At 37.4% G+C, this 19,922-nt stretch carries 19 protein-coding genes and 1 pseudogene; all 20 read left to right on the top strand.

Features of this window, described 5'->3' with window-relative positions; translation table 11 throughout:
* The first annotated feature begins 2 nt into the window (after positions 1-2).
* On the top strand, positions 3-311 hold the full coding sequence (locus B7692_RS08505; RefSeq protein WP_020902062.1) for a hypothetical protein: 309 nt from the start codon (positions 3-5) through the stop codon (positions 309-311).
* A 129-nt stretch (positions 312-440) separates the two neighbouring features.
* Complete coding sequence (locus B7692_RS08500) at positions 441-728, top strand: WXG100 family type VII secretion target (protein WP_020902061.1); 288 nt, start codon at positions 441-443, stop codon at positions 726-728.
* Between the two features lie 69 nt (positions 729-797).
* Positions 798-3,824, top strand: coding sequence for a type VII secretion protein EsaA (gene esaA, locus B7692_RS08495; protein ID WP_084930478.1), 3,027 nt, complete (start codon positions 798-800; stop codon positions 3,822-3,824).
* A gap of 3 nt (positions 3,825-3,827) precedes the next feature.
* Positions 3,828-4,292 (top strand): type VII secretion protein EssA, encoded by a 465-nt coding sequence (essA, locus tag B7692_RS08490; RefSeq protein ID WP_084888617.1) that lies wholly within the window; start codon positions 3,828-3,830, stop codon positions 4,290-4,292.
* 65 nt (positions 4,293-4,357) lie between these two features.
* Entirely contained in the window at positions 4,358-4,597 is a 240-nt protein-coding gene (locus B7692_RS08485) for an EsaB/YukD family protein (RefSeq protein ID WP_064276358.1), read from the top strand.
* Positions 4,598-5,875 carry a type VII secretion protein EssB gene (gene essB / locus B7692_RS08480; RefSeq protein WP_084888615.1) on the top strand — a complete coding sequence of 426 codons (1,278 nt, stop codon included), beginning with the start codon at positions 4,598-4,600 and terminating at the stop codon, positions 5,873-5,875.
* A 21-nt stretch (positions 5,876-5,896) separates the two neighbouring features.
* Entirely contained in the window at positions 5,897-10,318 is a 4,422-nt protein-coding gene (gene essC / locus B7692_RS08475) for a type VII secretion protein EssC (RefSeq protein ID WP_084930432.1), read from the top strand.
* A 15-nt stretch (positions 10,319-10,333) separates the two neighbouring features.
* Positions 10,334-10,690 (top strand): TIGR04197 family type VII secretion effector, encoded by a 357-nt coding sequence (locus B7692_RS08470; protein ID WP_020902055.1) that lies wholly within the window; start codon positions 10,334-10,336, stop codon positions 10,688-10,690.
* Positions 10,690-11,046: a hypothetical protein gene (locus B7692_RS08465; protein ID WP_020902054.1), complete on the top strand. Its 357-nt coding sequence runs from the start codon at positions 10,690-10,692 to the stop codon at positions 11,044-11,046. Before B7692_RS08470 ends, B7692_RS08465 begins: the two co-directional genes overlap by 1 nt.
* 1 nt (position 11,047) lies before the next feature.
* Positions 11,048-12,664, top strand: coding sequence for a hypothetical protein (locus B7692_RS08460; RefSeq protein ID WP_020902053.1), 1,617 nt, complete (start codon positions 11,048-11,050; stop codon positions 12,662-12,664).
* A 12-nt stretch (positions 12,665-12,676) separates the two neighbouring features.
* Positions 12,677-13,219, top strand: a complete 543-nt coding sequence (locus B7692_RS08455; protein WP_020902052.1) for a hypothetical protein — start codon at positions 12,677-12,679, stop codon at positions 13,217-13,219.
* Entirely contained in the window at positions 13,212-13,502 is a 291-nt protein-coding gene (locus B7692_RS08450) for a DUF4176 domain-containing protein (protein WP_020902051.1), read from the top strand. Before B7692_RS08455 ends, B7692_RS08450 begins: the two co-directional genes overlap by 8 nt.
* Before the next feature lie 642 nt (positions 13,503-14,144).
* Positions 14,145-15,095, top strand: a pseudogene (locus tag B7692_RS08445) (type VII secretion protein EssC); the annotation flags it as partial.
* An 81-nt stretch (positions 15,096-15,176) separates the two neighbouring features.
* Entirely contained in the window at positions 15,177-15,542 is a 366-nt protein-coding gene (locus B7692_RS08440) for a TIGR04197 family type VII secretion effector (protein ID WP_020902049.1), read from the top strand.
* Positions 15,543-15,544: 2 nt separating this feature from the next.
* Entirely contained in the window at positions 15,545-15,919 is a 375-nt protein-coding gene (locus tag B7692_RS08435) for a hypothetical protein (RefSeq protein ID WP_033682143.1), read from the top strand.
* Complete coding sequence (locus tag B7692_RS11340) at positions 15,909-16,304, top strand: hypothetical protein (protein WP_239822389.1); 396 nt, start codon at positions 15,909-15,911, stop codon at positions 16,302-16,304. Before B7692_RS08435 ends, B7692_RS11340 begins: the two co-directional genes overlap by 11 nt.
* 209 nt (positions 16,305-16,513) lie before the next feature.
* The gene (locus B7692_RS11335; protein WP_239822388.1) at positions 16,514-17,458 is read left to right on the top strand and encodes a hypothetical protein; all 945 of its coding nucleotides are present in this window, start codon (positions 16,514-16,516) and stop codon (positions 17,456-17,458) included.
* Positions 17,451-18,455 (top strand): hypothetical protein, encoded by a 1,005-nt coding sequence (locus B7692_RS08425; protein ID WP_239822387.1) that lies wholly within the window; start codon positions 17,451-17,453, stop codon positions 18,453-18,455. The genes B7692_RS11335 and B7692_RS08425 overlap by 8 nt, the downstream gene beginning before the upstream one ends.
* Positions 18,452-18,904: a hypothetical protein gene (locus B7692_RS08420; protein WP_084930431.1), complete on the top strand. Its 453-nt coding sequence runs from the start codon at positions 18,452-18,454 to the stop codon at positions 18,902-18,904. Before B7692_RS08425 ends, B7692_RS08420 begins: the two co-directional genes overlap by 4 nt.
* On the top strand, positions 18,901-19,359 hold the full coding sequence (locus B7692_RS08415) for a DUF5085 family protein (protein ID WP_084930430.1): 459 nt from the start codon (positions 18,901-18,903) through the stop codon (positions 19,357-19,359). Before B7692_RS08420 ends, B7692_RS08415 begins: the two co-directional genes overlap by 4 nt.
* The last annotated feature ends 563 nt before the right edge of the window (positions 19,360-19,922 follow it).

Genomic DNA, 19,922 nt, shown 5'->3' with positions numbered 1-19,922 from the left:
TTATGGATAAAAAGGGACTTCAGAAACTAGAGGATGAACATAATCGTAAATTACGAGACTTAGAACGTTTGGAGATGGATTTGGATGATGATTTCCACAAGTTTAGTAGGGAGACGGATCATCTCCTAGAGGCGCTTTCCTATGCATGTAGAGATAGTAGTTTTGCTGAAATTCAACCATATATCTTTGAGATAGAGAACAATTTAGATAGCTATCATCAACTTTATAAGAATCGTATAGAGAATGTACTGGAAGCTCGACACCAAGAGAATAAAAACTTTTATCGAAAGTTAGAGGAAAAGGATTTTTAACGAATAGACCCTTAATCTAATACAAGAGGATTTTTTTGATAATTTATTAGTAAAAAATGGTGTAAGCACTTGTAATTTGTGACATTTGTTGATATAATAAATTTATAAAATAACTTAAAGGAGTTTAATATGGCTTTAATTCAATTAACGACAGAGGAACTACGTACTTCTGCTCAAAAATATACTAATGGTGCTGAAGAAGTAAGAGAAGTACTTCGCACATTGAGTAACGAACAAGAGATTATTAGAGAGAACTGGAAAGGTGCTGCTTTTCAGAGCTTTGATCAACAGTTTACAGAATTATCTCCAAAAATTGAAGAGTTTGCAGCTTTACTTGATGCAATCAATGCGCAATTGTATAAAGTTGCTGAAATTGTTGAGCAAAACGACCAAGAACTTGCATCACAAATTCATTAATTTGTTATAAGTGGCTTTAGGAGGGCGAGAGCCTTCCTATTTTTTTTAATGGAGATGATTAAAAGGCAAATGAAGAAGAATAGAATATATAAATATGTAGGGAGTAGTTTGCTAGCCCTATTGTTGCTCTTGATGATGGTTTTTTTGAATCTTTCTGTTCAAAAGAATACGACAATTAACAATGAGAATAACGCGAAAGTAAATCAGCAGACCAAATTAAATGTGGCTATTGTAAATGAAGATAAGCCTGTCTATGTCGATACAAAAGAGTATAATTTGGGGGCTAGTTATGTAAAAAACATCGAGCGGGATAATTCTCAAAATTGGTTTGTTGTGCCTCGTGGAGCAGCAGATACCGGATTAGAAAGTGGGAAATACCAGCTCGTACTAACCATCCCAAGTGATTTTTCTGAAAAAGTATTAGATATTAATAAGATTAATGTTGATAAGACGACTATCAATTATAAGGTCAATGCCCAAGGAAATTTGCAGGTGGAAAATGATGCAAATAAACTAGCGAAAGACATTATTGCTGATTTAAATGGTCAATTAGTTGACATGTATATGGCGAGCATTTTGAGCAATCTTTATACGGCGCAAAAAAATGTGCAAGCTAGTTCACAGATACAAGCAACTAATATCGGAAACTACCGTACAAACTTATATGGAATAGCAATTAACTCTAAAAATATTTTCCCGACTCTTTACAGTATGTCTAGTTCTTCAGTTGATGCAAACGGTGTCTTAAAGACAGGTTTGGAAAGTTATTCTCAGATTTTTGCTCGTTTCGATGATTCAAAGATTGCCTATGGTGAAAAGTTTGGTACTCTGCTTAAGAATAGGGACACTGAGAAGAAAAACCATGCGGATGTTATCACTGAGCTCATCTCTAAGAGTCGGGAAGACGTTCAGGAGCAAGTTAAGAATTATCAGAAATTAATTGAAGCTCAAGGTAGTCTGACTGCTAATATAGATGGAACAGCAGCATCCTCTGATGGCACGTCACCAGAAGTTGGACCTTCCTATAAAACAGTCGCAAAAGACATCAGCAAAGAGATTGATAGTTTACAGACCAATCTAACAAATGAAAGAACGAAGTTTGAAAATCATAAAAAGGATATTCATAACTTTATTGATGAAAAATTAGCCACTTACTATGGGACAAGTAAGAAGACAATCACTCTTGGTCAATTTTTGGATAAAGCTGCAAACAAGGACCTAGAGAAGGCTGAAGAATATCTCAAAGAGCAGCTGGTTTCTGCAATCTCAGAATTACCAAAAGAAGATTTTAGTGGAAAAGAATTTAGTGGTTTTGGTATGACACCAATCACAATTCCTTCTGTAAACTATACAGATTTAAAAAAGATTAAAGAGCCTAGCGACGAGATTTCTTTGGCGGACTTGAAGAATCTGGAAAATAAAGCAATTACTAGTACAAGTGCTGTTGGACGAACAGGAACAAAGGCTAAGGTATCATGGAAGGCTGGAACAGGAGTGACGGTTCATTCGGTCACTTATGATGGCACACCAGTTGCCTTAGGTCAAGAGATTGATATGAAGACTGGTGGGACTTTCAAAGTAGCCTATAGTCTTGCAGAGGCAGCTCCAACTCCAACTCCAAGTTCAACTGGGGCTCCAAGCCCAACTCTAAAAGCGGAGCCAGAGACTGTTGATATTTCCTTGAATGATGTTCAAGCAGTCAGTGCTCCCATAGATGTCTTAGACGTTCAGCAAGCAGCAGTGACTTACGGACAAAAGGTTCAGAAAATAGCTTCTGCCTACCAAAAGGTAGAAGCACTCACACAAGCATACAAAACTGTCAATGAGTTACGAAATAGTGATGTAACAGATGCTTTGTCAAATATTTGGTTGGAAGCTATTAGTTCAAATCTGAAGAAATACGAAGAAAGCCTAACTAAACCTGCTAGCGATACAGATACAGATGGTGCTAAGGATAAGGTAGATAAAGCCTTAGCTAAACTGACTGATTTGAAGCCTATTCTAGAAAAAAATGTTCAGGGTGTTTTGACTACCAACCAAGAATTGGATACCAAAATAAAGGACCAATTTGAGAAGTACAAACAGTTAAAAGAGAAACTAGAGAAATTGGAAGAGGAACAGAACGGAGGAAATACTGCTTTTAAAAATACTGATGATCAATTGGCAACTCTAAATACTGATTATGCAGCTATCTTATCAGAAACTACGGTTGTGAAGGATTCTTCTCAAAGTAATGTTAAGGCCGCTGAATCTGTCAATGAAACTTTAGGAAATTTCAATCGTGAATTATCAAACGCTCAAAGAAGTACTGAAAAGTTGTCGCAGGATGCGGAATCTTTGATGACACAGTTCAATGAAGAATTGTCTAACAATGGTAACTTTGTAGAGTCCTTCGTGAAAGTTCTGAATAACGCCTATGACAATGGGGTGCCAAACGAAGTATTGCTTAACTTCTTATCAAACCCTGTTGTTCAAAATTCTACCTCGGTAAAAGCGACTGTCAACGTTTATCGTCCATTTACATGGATTCTCTTACTTGAAATTGTTAGTCTCTTTACAGGCTATTTATTTGCAACGCAAAATATTGTTCGTAAGGTCAAAGATAAATTTAAGCTAGACAAGTTGCATGATACAGATATTATGACAGTTGGCTTACTATCTATTTTAGCTATAATAGTTGGTCTAGTCGTTGGTATTGTATCGAGTGCTCAACTTCACGTTGGTCGTGAATATCAACCGTCATGGGTATTGCTAATTGTTTTAGCTGCTTTGGTACTGATTCAAGGGCAGTATTTATTACTTAAACATTTCCGAGTGATTGGAATGGGTCTTGCCTTCTTTATGATGATTAGCTTTGTGTATCTATCAAATGCAATTGGGACGACGGCCAGTCTAACAGGTTTCCCAGCCTTCATCAAAAATCTTAATGCTTTATCAATATTAGAAGCTTTCCTTTCAGGATATTTTGATGGACAACCAGCAAATATTTTAGCATTTGTTGCAATGACGATTGTCGTAGCTGGATTACTTGTTATGAATATTTTTATCAAAGAAAGAAGCTTTTGGCCTCAAGTATTTCAAACTGAGAAAGAATAGGAAATGAAAAAAATAATTCTTTTACTTCTTACCTTAGTAGCATGTGCAGCAGTCTCAATGGCTGCTGCAGATGATTTGAAGGATAATCGTTTACAGATTGATGATTCTCGACTTGAGAAAAAAGAGGGACTTAACTTTGGTCTACAATCTGAACAAACCAAGGAGCTTTTTAACGAAGCGATTCAAAAGAAATTGCAAGAAGTGCAACAGTATCAAGAGGAACAGTTGATCACAGAAGGGGGCCAACTGTTTTCTGCTATAGAGGATCCAGTGAAAAAATCTCCTGTAGAGCAGTTGTTTCAGCCAAATTCAAAAATAACATCTAAATTTCAAACAAATATTGGTCAGTTAGAAAAAGATGGTTTGAGTGATTTTCTTCCGGAGTTAGCCTATGTATCATTGTTTTTATTGCTTTTCGTAGCTACAGCTGTGATGAGTTATCGCCTTATGGCCGAAGGGATAGAATAATGTTTTAGCAGGTCCGTCTTAACAATTTAGTAAGAACAAAATCATATACAGGAGGTATATAAACAGTGGAGCAACATATCAATATTACTCTACGCTTGAGAGAAAAAGATGTGGATATTCGCATTCCTAGTCGGATTGAAGTGCGACGGTTAATCCGAGAAGTGGATACGATTTTTACTCCAGGTAAACAGAGAAAAAAATATCAACTTAGAATTGTCAACAAAGGATTATTGATTGATGAAGGAAAACAACTATCTGATTATCCAATGACGACAGGAGATTTAGTAGAGATAGAGGAGATTTAGGTGACTGAGGAAAAATTTATATTTGGCGAACAGCCGTTTGTATATGAAAAAAATGAAACAACTTGGAAATTGAGCCTCAAGCGTTCAGATGTAGCGAGTCAAGATTTACGGGAACTGTTACTGTTGGATTTGCATCATCCGTTCTTTTTGGAGCAATCGATGGTCTCTGATGAGGACAGTGTAACCTTCTCCTATCAAGTCGAAGCTCATGGACTGACTTATGAAGAAATAAAGAGTCGTACCATTTCGGAGAGAATTCGTTTGGCCCTAAACATTTTTCGTCTAGAAGGAGCCTTGGAGTTGCCAGTGACCTTCCTTTTGCATCCAGTAAATCTCTTTATTACCAAAGATGCTCAGGCTAAGATTGCTTATCGTGGCATTCCTGGTCTGATGGTTCCTCAATCACTATCCTCAGAAGATTTTCTACGTCAGGCTAAGTGTTTTACCGTAACACTATTTAGTGATTTTGACTTTATGGACCTTTACAATGGTTCCTTGGAATTAGAGACCTTACCAGACTTTTTAAATGACCTGTGTCAGGCAGAAGATATTGCAACAGCAGTTACTATTTTGGAACGGTATTATGTAGAGAAATCTGCGAAAGAACAGGCGGATTTGGTATTGGTTCCAAGCAGACGACACCGAGTGTTTAAATTGGCAACGATTTGGTTGACAGCGAGTGTTGTTTTGTTGATCGTTCCGCTTATCTATTTGATTTTCATGCAAAATCCTTTCAAAGAAAAGATGTTGCAGGCGGATACAGCTTTTATTAAAGTAGATTATAGCGCAGTTATTACAGAATTAGAGGGAATTGCTCCTGCTAGCTTGCCTAATACGCAGAAGTATGAGTTAGCCTTCTCTTATATTCAGGGATTGGAATTTTCTTCTGAACAAAAGAAGGTCATCCTGAATAATGTAACCCTCAAGTCTGATGAGCTTTATTTGACTTATTGGATTCAAGTTGGGCGCAATCGCTTTGAAGAGGCACTTGATATTGCCAAACGGATTAACGACAGTGACTTGATTCTCTATGCTTTGACTCAGGAAATCAAGCAGGTTCGGGAAGATGGTAAGTTGTCAGGGAAAGATCGTGAAAGTAAACTGAATACTTTGGAGAGTGAATATAAGAAATACTGGGATAGCCGAAGTCAGCTATTAACAAGTGATTCTAGCTCTAATGCATCTACTAGTTCTAGTCCTAGTTCACAAGAAAAGCCTTCTGAAAGCAAACCTTCATCTGAGAAGAAAACTAGCCCTAGCAGCTCCTCTAGCAATTAAAGTAGACCAAGGAGAGAAACTATGAAAAAACAAATCATTTTCTACAGCCAAGGTCTGCGTTATGAAGTAGAACTGAGTGCAGATAAGACGGTCTTGGTTGGGGCTACTGAAAAGGCCCAAGTTTACCTTTCTCAACAGGAGAGTCCGATTCAGCTCAAGCTTGACGGTGACAAGATCTTTTATCAGTATGAGAACGAAGCAGGATTATTGAAAGATGGTCTACGTTTGGGTGAGGTTCTCTTTTATCTCCGAGAAGGGGATCCAAGGGTTTATGATCTTTTGGATTTATCAGAGTTTCAGATTGGTTCTCATAAAGGTGCGTTGATCACACTAGATGAAGATGTCGAACTCTTACTCCAAAAATCTCAGAATCAATGGATGCTAACTCGATTAAAAGGCGCATTTTATCGAAACAATCATCTGGAACAAATGGACCAGCAATTGATTGGTTTTGGAGATGAGTTGAGTTTAGGAGCGGTGACAATAAAGCTCTTTCCAGACGAAGTATGGGTTTTGGGACCAGCTCAAGCAGGGAGACAACTAACGCTGAGAGAACCCTCTCGATATGTTTTTTATGAAGATTATCCAGATTATCACCGCTCTCCACGAATCATTTATCGTGGAAGTGAAGATAAAATCTTGATTAACCCTCCAGGTCAAGAACCAGCGAAGCCGAGTGATGAACTGTTAAAGTTAATCGTTCCTCCTCTTACGATGGTCGGGGTAACCGTCTTGATCACCTTGGTTCAACCTCGAGGGATCTATATTCTTGCGACAGTAGGGATGTCCATAACCACAATGATTTTTTCTATCCGTGGTTTTATCAAAAATCGTAAAAAGTACAAGGCTGATAAGAAGGAACGGATCGATCTTTATCGTCTTTACCTGAAAGATAAGGTAAAGGAATTGACTCGTCTGGAACGGGAACAAAAAGAAGGGATGCACTATCATTTTCCAACTATTTTAGAGTTGACGGACTTGGTTGAGAGTTACAATCACCGGATTTACGAAAAAACTCCCTTACATTTTGACTTCTTATACTATCGTTTGGGACTCGGGAAAATACCGACTAGCTATGACTTGAAATATGGTCAACAGGAGCGCAGTGGTAAGAAGGATGCTCTGGAAGAAGAGGGTTACGCTCTCTATAGTCGTCACAAAAAAATTCCAGATATGCCGATTCCGGCAAACCTTAGCCATGGACCGGTTGGTTATATTGGACCTAGAAATCTCGTCCTAGAACAATTGCAGCTTTTGGTGATGCAGTTAGCGACTTTTCATTCTTATCATGATGTGCAGTTTATTACGATCTTGCCAGAAGAGGAAAAAGAACAATGGTCTTGGATGCGTTGGCTCCCTCATGCCAAACTGCAAGAGCTCAATGTTCGCGGTTTTGTCTACAATCAACGGACACGAGACCAGGTTCTCAATAGTTTGAACCAAATCTTGAAACTACGTCGTAGTCAAAAGGAAGAAGCATCCCACAAGGAGAGCACCCTCTTCCATCCTCATTACGTGGTTCTAGTAACCGATGAGAAGCTGATTTTGGACCATATTATCATGGAATTCTTTACCGAAGATCCAACGGAATTAGGCTGTTCTCTCATCTTTGTAGAGGATGTCATGAGTTCCTTGTCTGAGAATATCCAGACAGTGATCAATATCAAGGACCGAAATACGGGCCAACTGGTCATGGAAGAAGGGGTCTTGAAAGAGACGGACTTCCGCTTGGATCATTTCCCAACAGATTATGATAAGGAGCGGATCGCCCGTACCTTGGCACCGCTCAATCACCTCCAAAACCTTAAGAGTTCGATTCCAGATTCCGTGACCTTTATGGAAATGTATGGTGCGGAGACCTTTGAGGACTTGCAGGTATCGAGCCGTTGGAAAAAGAACGCACCCTACAAGAGTTTGGCTGTGCCGATTGGTCTGCGTGGTCAGGATGACCTGGTTCAGCTCAATCTACATGAAAAAGCTCATGGACCTCATGGTTTGATCGCAGGGACGACTGGATCAGGGAAGTCAGAAACGATCCAATCCTACATCCTATCCCTCGCTGTCAACTTCCACCCTCATGATGTGGCTTTCTTGCTGATTGACTACAAGGGTGGTGGGATGGCCAATCTCTTTAAAAATCTACCCCACCTCTTGGGAACCATTACCAACTTGGATGGTGCCCAATCCATGCGGGCCTTGGCTTCGATCAATGCGGAGATCCATCGTCGTGAACGACTCTTTGGAGAGTTCGAAGTCAACCATATCAACCAATACCAGAAGAAATTTAAAAACGGAGAAGCGACAGAACCTCTCCCTCATCTCTTCATCATCTCAGATGAGTTTGCAGAGCTCAAGGTTAACCAGCCCGACTTTATCAAGAAGTTGGTATCTATTGCGCGTGTCGGGCGTTCCCTCGGTGTTCACTTGATCCTAGCTACTCAAAAGCCATCAGGTGTGGTAGATGACCAGATCTGGTCCAACTCTCGCTTTAAGATTGCCCTTAAGGTAGCAGATCGTTCGGACTCCAATGAAATGCTTCATACACCGGATGCGGCTGAGATCACTCAGACGGGACGCGCCTATCTGCAAGTCGGAAATAATGAAGTCTATGAGCTCTTCCAGTCAGCCTGGTCAGGCGCAGATTACCAGCCAGAAAAGGATGATATGGGAATTGAAGACCATACCATCTACCTGATCAATGAATTGGGGCAATATGAAATCCTAAACGAAGACTTATCGGGCTTAGAGGATGCGGACGAAATCAAGGAAGTTCCGACAGAGCTAGATGCTATTGTGCACAATATCCATCTCCTATGTGAAGAACAAGAAATTCCTCCAGTACCACAGCCATGGTTGCCACCACTTAAGGAGCGCATTGCGCTAGAGGAGCTGGAAGAAGTGCAACCAGCAATAGCCTGGGCACAAGAGAAATCACTCTCAATTCTACTTGGAATGGCAGATATCCCGCAGGCTCAGAAGCAGGAAGCCGTCTCTATCAATCTCGCCAAGGACGGACATGTCCTTCTCTATGGAAGTCCGGGTACCGGAAAGACAACCTTCCTTCAGTCTGCAGGTATGGACTTGGCTCGTAAGTTCAGTCCTAAGGACCTTACCATGTACTTGATGGACTTTGGGACCAATGGTTTGGCTCCATTGTCTAAGCTTCCTCAGGTAGCGGATACCATGCTTCTGGACCAAACGGAGAAGATCTCTAAGTTTGTACGAATCATGGAGAAAGAACTCAACCGCCGTAAGAAACTGCTTGCGGACTATGGAGTTGGGACCTTGGAACTCTATCGTCAGGCTAGTGATCAGGAAGAACCGGCTATTGTCATCCTCTTAGATAGCTATGAAGCTTTCAAGGAAGAAGCCTATGAGGCAGAACTCTTCAAGCTCTTGGTGCGCATCTCTCGTGAAGGTCTCAGCATTGGGGTACATCTCTTGATGACAGCGGGTCGCCAGTCCAACCTTCGTGCTCAACTCTACTCGAACTTCAAGCACCAGTTGAGCCTACCACAAAATGAAGCTAGTGAAGTGCGAGCCATCGTGGGCTCTACGCCACTCGCCATGACTATGGAAGATATCAAGGGCCGTGCCCTCATGAAGCGTGAAGACGTGGATGTCATCCAGCTGGCACTCCCAGTTTATGGAGCCAATGACACCCAAGTCCTCAACAACCTGCGCCAAGCAGTCGCTTCCCTCCAAGAAGCTTGGACAGGACAACGCCCAAGTGCCATCCCGATGGTACCAGAGGAGTTGACCATGGATGTATTTCTCAATCTGCCTACAACTCAAGAGGCGATTCAAAATCATGAATTGCCGATTGGTCTGGAGTTTGAAATGGTACAGAGTGTTGCTATTTCGTTTAATCAATTAAAAAGCTTGATTTATCTTTCTGATTCTGCTGAGTCATTAGAAAATCAAACACATCATTTATTAAATACATCACTCTGTTTTGGTAAGAAATTACGAGTGATGCTTGTAGATCCACTGGAGGAATATAGGTCTTATAGTGAAAAAGTGTCAACGTATATTAGTAGTAAAAAAGAAATTTCTGAAATAGCTCAACAATTAATATTTGAGGTTAATCGCCGACTAGAAGGAGACTTATACTCTGATTGGTTGATTTTTATGCCAAATATAAAAGTAATTGTTGAGCATGGTCTGTCAGAAAAAGATTTGGACTTTTTATTCAAAAATGGTTTGCGTGTAGGATTGCATTTTGTAATTGGTAGTGAGCATTCATATATTGGAAATAATATCCATGAAGTTCCGAAATATCTTAAATCAAATGCGCAGTGGGTTATGTTGGGTATGCGTTTAATGGATCAAATGTTTTTAGATAAACCTTATAATAATAGAGAGGCTCGACTAGAGTTGGATGAGGTGTATCTGCATGATCGTAAACAAGCCGTTAAATTAAAAATTACTAAAAATGACTAATTTGGAGGGATTTGTATGCCACTAATACAAAGTAAAGAAGAAGTAGCTAGTTCTATTGCATCTGGAATTGCTAGCTCATCTAGTAGTATTATATCTGGAAATAAAGTTGTTCTAGACCAATCGAGTGAGTATCCAGGAAATAGTACAGCTGCGGAGAAGATTCCTAAAGAAGCTGAGTATGCGTCTTCTATTGCAGAGGTTTTAAATGGATTTGTTTCAAGGATACAGAGTACAGCCGCTGAATTTGTAGCAGTTGATAGTCAGCTTGCTGCAAACATAGATACCAATACTTCTGCGCTACCTCAAACGAGTGCAGTTCCAAAGAATAATACTACATTTGTTCCAAATAGGAGCTATTTTTCAGAAGAATAATGAAGAAACTAACATTAGAAGAAATTGATAATAAATCAAAAGAACTGGATAATTTTCTAAATCAACTAAGTTTGGAGAAGAAGAAAGTTACTCGAAAAGAAAATGAACTATTTGAAATGCATCGACAAAGTTTGCTTCCATTGCGACAAATCTTAGAATTGCCTCTATCGTCAAAAGATTATCAAACTTATCAAGATTTGATAATGGACATAGGCAGTGTAGGTGCATTAGTTGAAGCGTGGTCGGAGGAACGAAAAGATTCAATCAAGAAACAAGAAGACCGATTGGAAAGAGAGTTAGATGAGCTCTGCCATGCTCGAAAGAAATTAATGATAGAACAGGAGTCGCAGAAGTAATATGGTAAAAATGGTATTAGGATCTTCTGATACGCAGGGTCAGACAATGGCTTCCGTAGGGGAAGCTAGAATAGCTTCCTACAATGAGGCAATTTCTGCATTATCAGCATTTGATAATGCAGGAGATTTGCAAGGGGCAGCCTATGATAGTGGTAAACAATATGGTATGAATGTAATCACTCCCTTGCTCAAGGGAGCCATCATGTATACAGAATTAGTGAGTGAAGCTGTTCCAAAGCTACCATCAAAATATCAATCAGAAGTTGGCGGTGAGGATCTTGATTCAGAGGTACTTGAAAGTGAAATTCGTAGCCTTGAAGCTAGTCTTCACGGTATTAGATGGATGTACTATGCAATGGTTGGAGACGAATCCACAAGTACAAGCACTTTAAGTAGTCTTTTAAACCGCATGGATTCTTTAACTGGACAAAGAAATGAAAAAATGGATAAGCTCCGCAAGTTAAATCTATTTGCTGGAAGTTCTAATGAAGTTTTTTCTGCAGGGGAAGGTAGTAGTTTAGTTGATAACTTAGCTCAAAATCTCCAAACGGGATTAAGCCAAATCCAAACAGAATTTTCAAGTTTTAGTGGTACTTTTCCCAAGCACTCTGTGCATACTCTGGGATGGGCAAAGAATATCGAGGGTGAATGGGATAAGAAAGTCAAGATTGATGAAGACTATCAGAAGGTTCTCAAAAGAATTGAGGATGGCAAAGAACTCTCTGAGGATGATGTGAAAGTGCTCGAAGCTTATCAAAAACGCTATGGAAGGGATCTTCCTGATAGTGTGAATAATGCTTTGAAGAATTATGTTGAAAAAGAAATCAATGACATTGTAAAAATGATATCAGATACTTCAGAGGCATATAAAAGAGGAGAAATTGGTGAAGAAGCTTTAGATAGTGTTTTTAACTTCCTTAAACAAAATGGTATAAATATTTCTCCGGATGATCTAAAGAATAAGTCTGTAGATTTTTTAAAGGAAAGTATCACTTCAAAATTGAGTGATAAATGGTCTGAGTTAGTGTCAGAACATTACACCTCTTACACGCTTCCATATCAAGTTCCATATTTAATCAATGGCTTAAAATCACAGATTGGGAATACACTAACGAAATATGGATTGAGTGCACTTCTATCAACTGCACCTGGTTCTACAGTTAATAAAATGGTGGGAGAAAGCATTGAGAAAATTGGAGATTGTGTAATACCGTTAGTGAATAAATTAGATGGATTCTTAGGGAGCGCTAAATTTGCGAAAGCTTTACCATATGGATTGGGATCAGCGATTGATTTTGGCACACAGTTATACAGTGGCGAAGATGTTGGAGATGCAGCAATTAAGACAGGTGGGCATCTCCTGATTCAATTAGCTTTAGGTGTTGTAGGTGGTCCGATTGGTTTCTTTGCTGGTGTAGGATTGTCAATGGTATTTGATTATCTATATGATAAATATGGGGATAAAGTCGTGGAATTTGCTGGTGATGTTTGGGATGGTACAAAGAAAGTAGTAGGTGATACGATGAAATCTGTTGGTGATACAGCTGAGAAAATATGGGATAGTGCGGGAGATGCAGTTAATGGATTTTTCTCGGGATTAGGTAGTGTATTTAATTAAAAGGATTTATATATGGAAACAATTATTAATTTAGGGATATGGGAGAGCAAAAATTATCATTTTGATTGGGAGAATAAGGTATTGCTAGAGGAAACATCTTCTCCTAATTACTGGTCTTATATTCTACTGCCTGTTACGCTGTACATTATAAATAAAATTTCTGATATATTGGCTAAAGCAGGAATATTTAATAATCAGTTAGTCCGAGTTGGGACGGTTACGATCTTAGGCGTTTTATCTTATTTTTTGGCCGCTTTGATTATCAGATTTTACCACGGAACTTTAAAATTAAAAAAATCAGAGTTGGATGGGGAACAGAGTAAGAAGTTTGTCAGATCTTTGAAGAGAAGAAGAGGGTACTTTAAATGTCTTCTTAATCTTTTTAGAGTCCTAACTGTAATCGCTACTCTTTTGTTTGTCTTTGGAAATGAAACCATTGCCGTACTCTTTTTGGCGGTTAGTTTTTTAGTGATATTTATGTTCAAATTTGATTACCAACTTAATAGATGGTTAAAAATCATTAAAATAGTAGAAAAAGGAGAGAAAAATGTCTAATTTATTACCTATTGGTACTGTTGTTCGCCTTCATAATGGAACGATTGATGTGATGATTATAGGTAGATTTCCATTGTACAATCAAGAGGGTACAATTGGCTATTTTGATTATGTAGCATGCCTATATCCAACAGGGGCAGCAAATGAAGAACTTTTATATTTTAATCAAGAGAATATTGAAAAGGTGATATTCGAAGGATATCATTCGGAAAAAGAGGATGATTTACAAGAATTATTCAAGAAACAAAAGGATAGTATTAAATATCCAAAATTGAAGGTATAATTTAATTTATAGGTTTATTTCCAAAACAATAAACTTACTAACTTTCATTCGTAGGGGATCTATATTAAAATTGTAAAACTATTTGTTCTTTGGCTCTTTATCAACTGTAGTGTGTTGATGAGAAGTGAACATCGAGAGAGGACGAGATTCGTTCTCTCTTTTTTATACTCTCAACTCTCTATTTAGTGGATAACTTGAACTTGGAAGTAAACAAAATTTTAAAACCATTAAAAGTGTAACAAAATTCGAATAAGCTATATTTTTAGAGATTGTTGAAGAAATCACTATACTTTAAATAAAAATCAAAAACGAGGAGCTGTTTTGACATTAAAGAAACTCCTCGTTTTTTGTCTGTTCCATTTCGTAAGATGAATTAGCGTGGTCATAAGCCTAAATTCATGATACAAAAATATAGCTTTGTTCCTATGGGACGAGGATTGTTTTGATATTGTGGTATAATAGAACGAGAACGTTTTCTTTCTAGTACCTTGAAAATTCTATATTTTCGATTATTTATCTGCTCTGCTATTTACAAAAAGATCCTGTCTCTTGCCGTCAAGTTCCACCCTCATGATGTGGCTCTCTTGTTGATTAAGGGTAGGGGAAGCTAGAATAGCATCCTATAATGAGGCAATTTCTGCCTTCAAGCACCAGTTGAGCCTACCACAAAATGAAACTAGTGAAGTGCGGACGATTGTGGGCTCTACCTCCCTTGCCATGACCATGGAAGATATCAAGGGACGGGCTCTCATGAAGCGTGAAGACGTGGATGTCATCCAGCTGGCACTCCCAGTCTCTGGAGACAACGAAAACCAAGTCCTCAATAACCTTCGTCAGAAAGTGGCTTCCCTCCAAGAAGCCTGGACAGGCCAGCGCCCAAGTACCATCCCGATGGTACCAGAGGAGTTGATGGTGGAAGAATTTTTGAAATTGCCTAGTGTACAAGAAGCTATTGAGAATGGTCAGATTCCTATCGGTTTGGAGCTAGAAATGGTTGGAAGTGTCAATATTTCTCTTAGCAAATTTAAACACATGGCTTATGTATCAAATGCAGAAGATGCTTTTGATAATATAACTCATCATTTATTAAGAACTATTCTTAAAATGCCTAACGTTCATATGATGTTGATTGATGCTTTCCAAGAATATGAATCATATAGTAATCAGGTGAAAACCTATGTTGGAAGTAAAAAGGAAGTATCGGACATAGGAAATCAGCTAATCTACGAAATAGAGCGCCGTCTTGAAAAAGGAATCTCATCTGAGTGGATTGTTTTTATACCAAATATGAGAGCACTTGTATCCGAAAGCGATTTAAATGTTCAACAGCTTCAATTTATGTTTGAGAATGGGTATCGAGTAGGGATGAGGTTTATTATTGGTACAGATTATACTTATATTGGAACAAGCGTTGACCCAATTCCAAGATACCTCAAAACAAATGTCCAATGGGTTATCTTTGGTATGCGCCTAATGGATCAAACCTTCTTAGATAAAGGAATATATAGCAGAGATGTGGCTCCAGATCCCGATCAGGTTTATTTACATTCTCGGAAAGAAATCATCAAACTCAAAATTAGTAAGAATAAGTAACAATATTATTTGATACTTAAGATTCAACCCTGTCTCTTGACGATTTGATAGTAGAAAGGATAATTGAAAAGGTTATTGAACATGGGACAAGTAAAAAGTGAAAAAGGCAAGGCAAGTACTATTGCAACTGGAATTGTATCAGCAAGCAATAGCATTACAACTGCCGGTACAGTTACTAGAGATAAGACAAGCTATTATACCGCTAATACGGTAGGAAGAAAATTGATCATAAATGAGGCATCTATTGCTCAAAATATTCAATCAAAAATAAGTGAATTCGTAAAATTAATTCATGGTGTCGCAAATGAATTCGAAGTAGTAGATGAGAATATAAGTACAATGTGGCAGAATAATTTACCGTCGAGTCAAAATAAGGGGACAACTGGTCTATCTTCGCCATACACAAATCCGTCATTTGTTCCTCAAAACAATTTGTTTAAGGAGTGAGGATGGAAAAAACTAGAAAATTAGAAGATATTCAATGTAGTGTTCAACAGATTCAAACGAAATTATCAAAGCTAGAAGAAGAAAGAAATCAGTTTCTTTCCGTTGCGACGGAGATCTTAGATCTTTGTCAAACGAACTTCATTCCATATAGAGAATTAGGCTATTATCCGTTATCAGTTAAAGATGAGATGGATCGTCTTGAAGATATAGAGATGTTAAAAAGGAATGAACAGCTACTTGATGATTTTATCTCTGAGAGGAAAGAAGAATTAAAAAAAGCAATGAGCAAGCTAGAGGGTGAAAAAGAGGAACTTCTTTTTCAACAACGCCGTCTTGAATTACAAAATGAGGAGAAGGAGGAGAAGAATGGGGATTAAAGTAGATATAGGCTCAGCAGATTCGCAGGGCAGTACAGCAAATAGTGTATTAAGCAGCCGTGTGAATTATTATAACGATGTCATTAGTGCCTTTAATAATTTGATTACAGAGGAGGAGTTGAAAGGGGCAGCCTATGATAGCGCTAAGTCCTATGCGGAAAATATAATGGTTCCCCTACTTAGAGGAGTTATCCTCTTTTCAGAGAGTCTAGGAGGAAAAGCCGGTGAACTACCGACTCTTTACTATTCACAAGTCGGTGGAGAAAGTCTAGATGAGGAGATACTTCAACAGCAAATTGAAGCGAAGAATACAACCATTTCGACTTATGAATCTATTTTATATAGTTTATATAATCTAAAGGACGTCAATCCTATATATATATAAGTAATGTTCGAGGAGTTATCTCAAATGCGACGAGTAAGCGAGATGAGTTACAAAGGAAATTAGAAAACTTACAGTCGTTTGCGAGTTCTACTAGTGGTCATTTTTCGGATTCAGAAAGCTTACAGACTTTAGTTTTTCAAGGTTTCGAACAAGTCACAGGTGACTTTGCGAGCTTCGGAGGGACATTCCCCAAACATTCTGGAAAAACGTTGAACTGGGCTAAGAGTATCGAAGGTGAATGGGATAAGAAAGCCAAGATTGATGAAGATTATCAGAAGGTTCTTGAGAAAATAAAAGACGGGAAAGAGCTTAATGAAGATGACGTTAAAAAAATCGATGCTTATAAGAATCGATATTCGAATAGGGAATTACCGGAAAATGTTAAGGAGGCTGTAAAAGAAGAGCATAGAAGAAATAGCAAAGAAATTTCTAAAGAGGAGGCGGCTTCAATCCTTGGGATTCCCAGTTGGAATGAGATCTTAGGTGATGCTAAAAGTGGAACCGAGGCTGTATTTACATATAGAGGAGCTAAGGTATTTCTTAACGGAATTGAAATCACAGTGGACAATAAAGGTAGGATGAGATGGGGAAATAAATTTATTTATAAACAATCTTACCGTTATAGCAATGGAAAAGCGCTAGAAAAAGCGTCGGGATTAGATCTAGAAAACTACCATTACTCTGGAAATCTAAATGGCGTTGCTAGATTTAAAGAAATGGGTAAAGCCGGATGGAGTGGATTAAAGGAAGCAGTAAATCCATTAAATGATTTTAAAGGATGGAAAGACGTAGGAAAATTTGGTATGGCTGCTAAGGGTGCAGGAATACTCTTAACAGCATGGAATGTAAAGGATAACTGGTATAAAAACATCAATGTTAAAGATGGTATTTCAGCGAAAGAAGTTAGAGATTTTGCTATTGATACAACTGTTGATATCGGATCAGGCGCAGCAGCGACGGGAGTTGGAGCAGCTATAGGGAGTGCCTTCCTACCACCTTTAGGGACTGTAGTAGGTGCAGGTGTAGGTGCTTTTACTAATTATGTTTTAAATGATGTTCATATTCCTTTCTTAGGCGGTAAGACTACTGTTGATTTCGTGAAGGATAAAGCTAAGGATCTTGGAAATTGGCTAGGAGGATTGCTAGGTGGATAATACGAGAAAAACTCATAAAAAAAATGAACAATCTAACATGGATTATTTTAAAAGTTTAGCCAATACACGCGCTTCAGCAAATATGATGGTTATTTCTTGGGCAGGAGCTTTTTTACTTGCAATCTTCTTGCTGTTTCAATATTTTTATCTATCTAAGGGATATGGAATAAATCCATTCAGTAATTATTTCTATAGTTTTATTTTTGCCTATTTTATCTATCTAGTAATTGTGAATTTTATTCCATTGACTGGCTCTTTCATATATAAAAAGCAAATTCAGTCTACAATTTTATTGCTGATTTCTTACACAGGGATCTTTCTGTCCTTAATTCTCTTAGCGTATATTATTTTAGTTTATTCTGGACACACTTTGAGAGAATACAATCAGCGAGCTGAGATAGTGATCCCGTTTCTAATTCTTTGTGTGATCGCCGGTTTTGTTTATAATTATTTTTGGCTCAAACAACAACTTAAAGCAGGATTTTCAAAGAAAAGGACAATTGGGAATTATTTTGCAAAATCTAGTGTGTATAGTAGAAATTCGATCTACATTATCTTCGCCTGCTCCATGCTAGGAGCTATACTTTCTGGCTATTTTGGAGTGGTGCTAGGAGTATCCTTAAGCATATTATTCAGCTATGCTTTTACTCAGTTGCTGACAGAAGTGTCCTACCTCTTGTATTTGAAAACGAAAAGCAAGGAATACTGGGAAGATGAACCTGAGAATAATCCGACGTTGTGGGATTTGTTGTGGGATTGGTTGAAAGGCTTTAGCCTGAAAAAAGCCAAGCATCGTATTTTATTAGAAATTACAGTTTTTATATCCTTTATAGTAATTGCCTATAATTTAGGATATTCTAAACCAGGTATAAAATATCCATTTTGGCTAGTGTGGGGAGTAAGAATTTTATTTTATACAATAGTATTTGATATGTTTGGAAGTAAAATTTATTCAATTATTAATAAAAGTAGAAAAAAAAGGAAAAATAAAAAATGAAATTCAAAACAAGGGAATTAAGCTTGCAAAATCTGATTGGTTTTAGTTTATCTTTGGAACCCAAAGAGGATTTTTTTGAACGACTATCAAAAGATTCAAAGGTATTTAAAATTCAGATGATAGAAAATGGATTCTATACAGATGGACCTATATTTTACCAATATAATCCACAAAAGGAGGAACAAGATGTACTAGTATTCACAACTGTTGGAAATAAACTTGAACTAAGGGGTGAAAATAGATCAAATATTTTCTTTCAAGAGTCTTTAGATTTGATTACTGATTTTTATTACCGCCATTACGACCAAGAAGAACCTATTCCTTATGACGAAATCGAAGAAAAGATTAGTACATTAGGCTATAAATTAATTGATATAATTCATGTAATTTTAGATCTTTATGGAGATAAAGTTATAGATTTGTATTGTGAGGTTGAAAAAATAAAATGAAGTTACCAATAGATGTTGTGAAAATTAATCATATTTCGTTTCAAAATGTTGTAAAAAAAAGAATGAAGTTTCATTATAGTCAGATGGAGGCTAATTTAGATCAATTCATTTCAGGAATTGTTGAATCAGGATATAATTTAGAGGGGCCATTCTTTTACAGTCTAAATAATACGCCATTAGATGAGATTATGGATGTTGAAATGTTCATGCCGATATCGAATACTATATGTAACCTAGATGGGTACGAATTTTCATCTTACTTTGAAATTGAAAATTTACTAAAAACGGTTGTCAAAGGAAATTTCTATACGATGACAGAACAAGGGTTTGCAAAATTAATGATTTCGTTAGAAGAAAATGACTTTGATATTGTAACTCCTTTTTACCATTTTTTCCCAAAAGATGGGTTAAATTATTTAGAATTATTAGTTGGTTATAGTGATATAAGTGAGTAATTTATTATACAATATAGTGGGTAAAGGAATATTAAATTTATTGTTTTGTATTAGTAAAATAAGATACCTAAAGAATTGTGAGATGATATAAAAAGTAACTACTCCAAGTTGAAAAAGTCTATTTTGGACAATTTTATTCCATTTTTTCTTTTAGCAGATAAAGTGAAAAAATCTTACAATTACCTTTACATCAGTATTTTGTACTGCACCCCAAAAGTTAGTTTTTTTCTGTCTAACTTTTGGGGTGTTTTATTTTTATTCCTAGTTTACAATATACTGATCTCTGCTTTTGAAATTTATTCCATGTTTCCCTATATGTTGCCAGGTTACTAAAAATTAAAATATCTTGAGGAATATCGTAAGTGGGAAGGTAAGGCAGTAGAAGAATGGTATGGAAAAAAATATTTAAAAAAACACAAGGAGTTATTAAAAAATGAATAATAAAAACAAAGAATTATTACCGTTGGGGAGTATTGTCTATCTTAAGGAACGGAAGAGATGATAGATGATGTTGGTAAAGGTATAAAAGGTACTGTTAAAAATATATCTAACGTTATAGGTGG

Source organism: Streptococcus mitis (genome assembly GCF_002096925.1).
In the GTDB taxonomy this organism is placed as follows: Bacteria; Bacillota; Bacilli; order Lactobacillales; family Streptococcaceae; genus Streptococcus; species Streptococcus mitis_AF.
The sequence above is the reverse complement of the archived record's forward strand: the minus strand, read 5'-3'. Positions and strand labels throughout refer to the sequence as shown.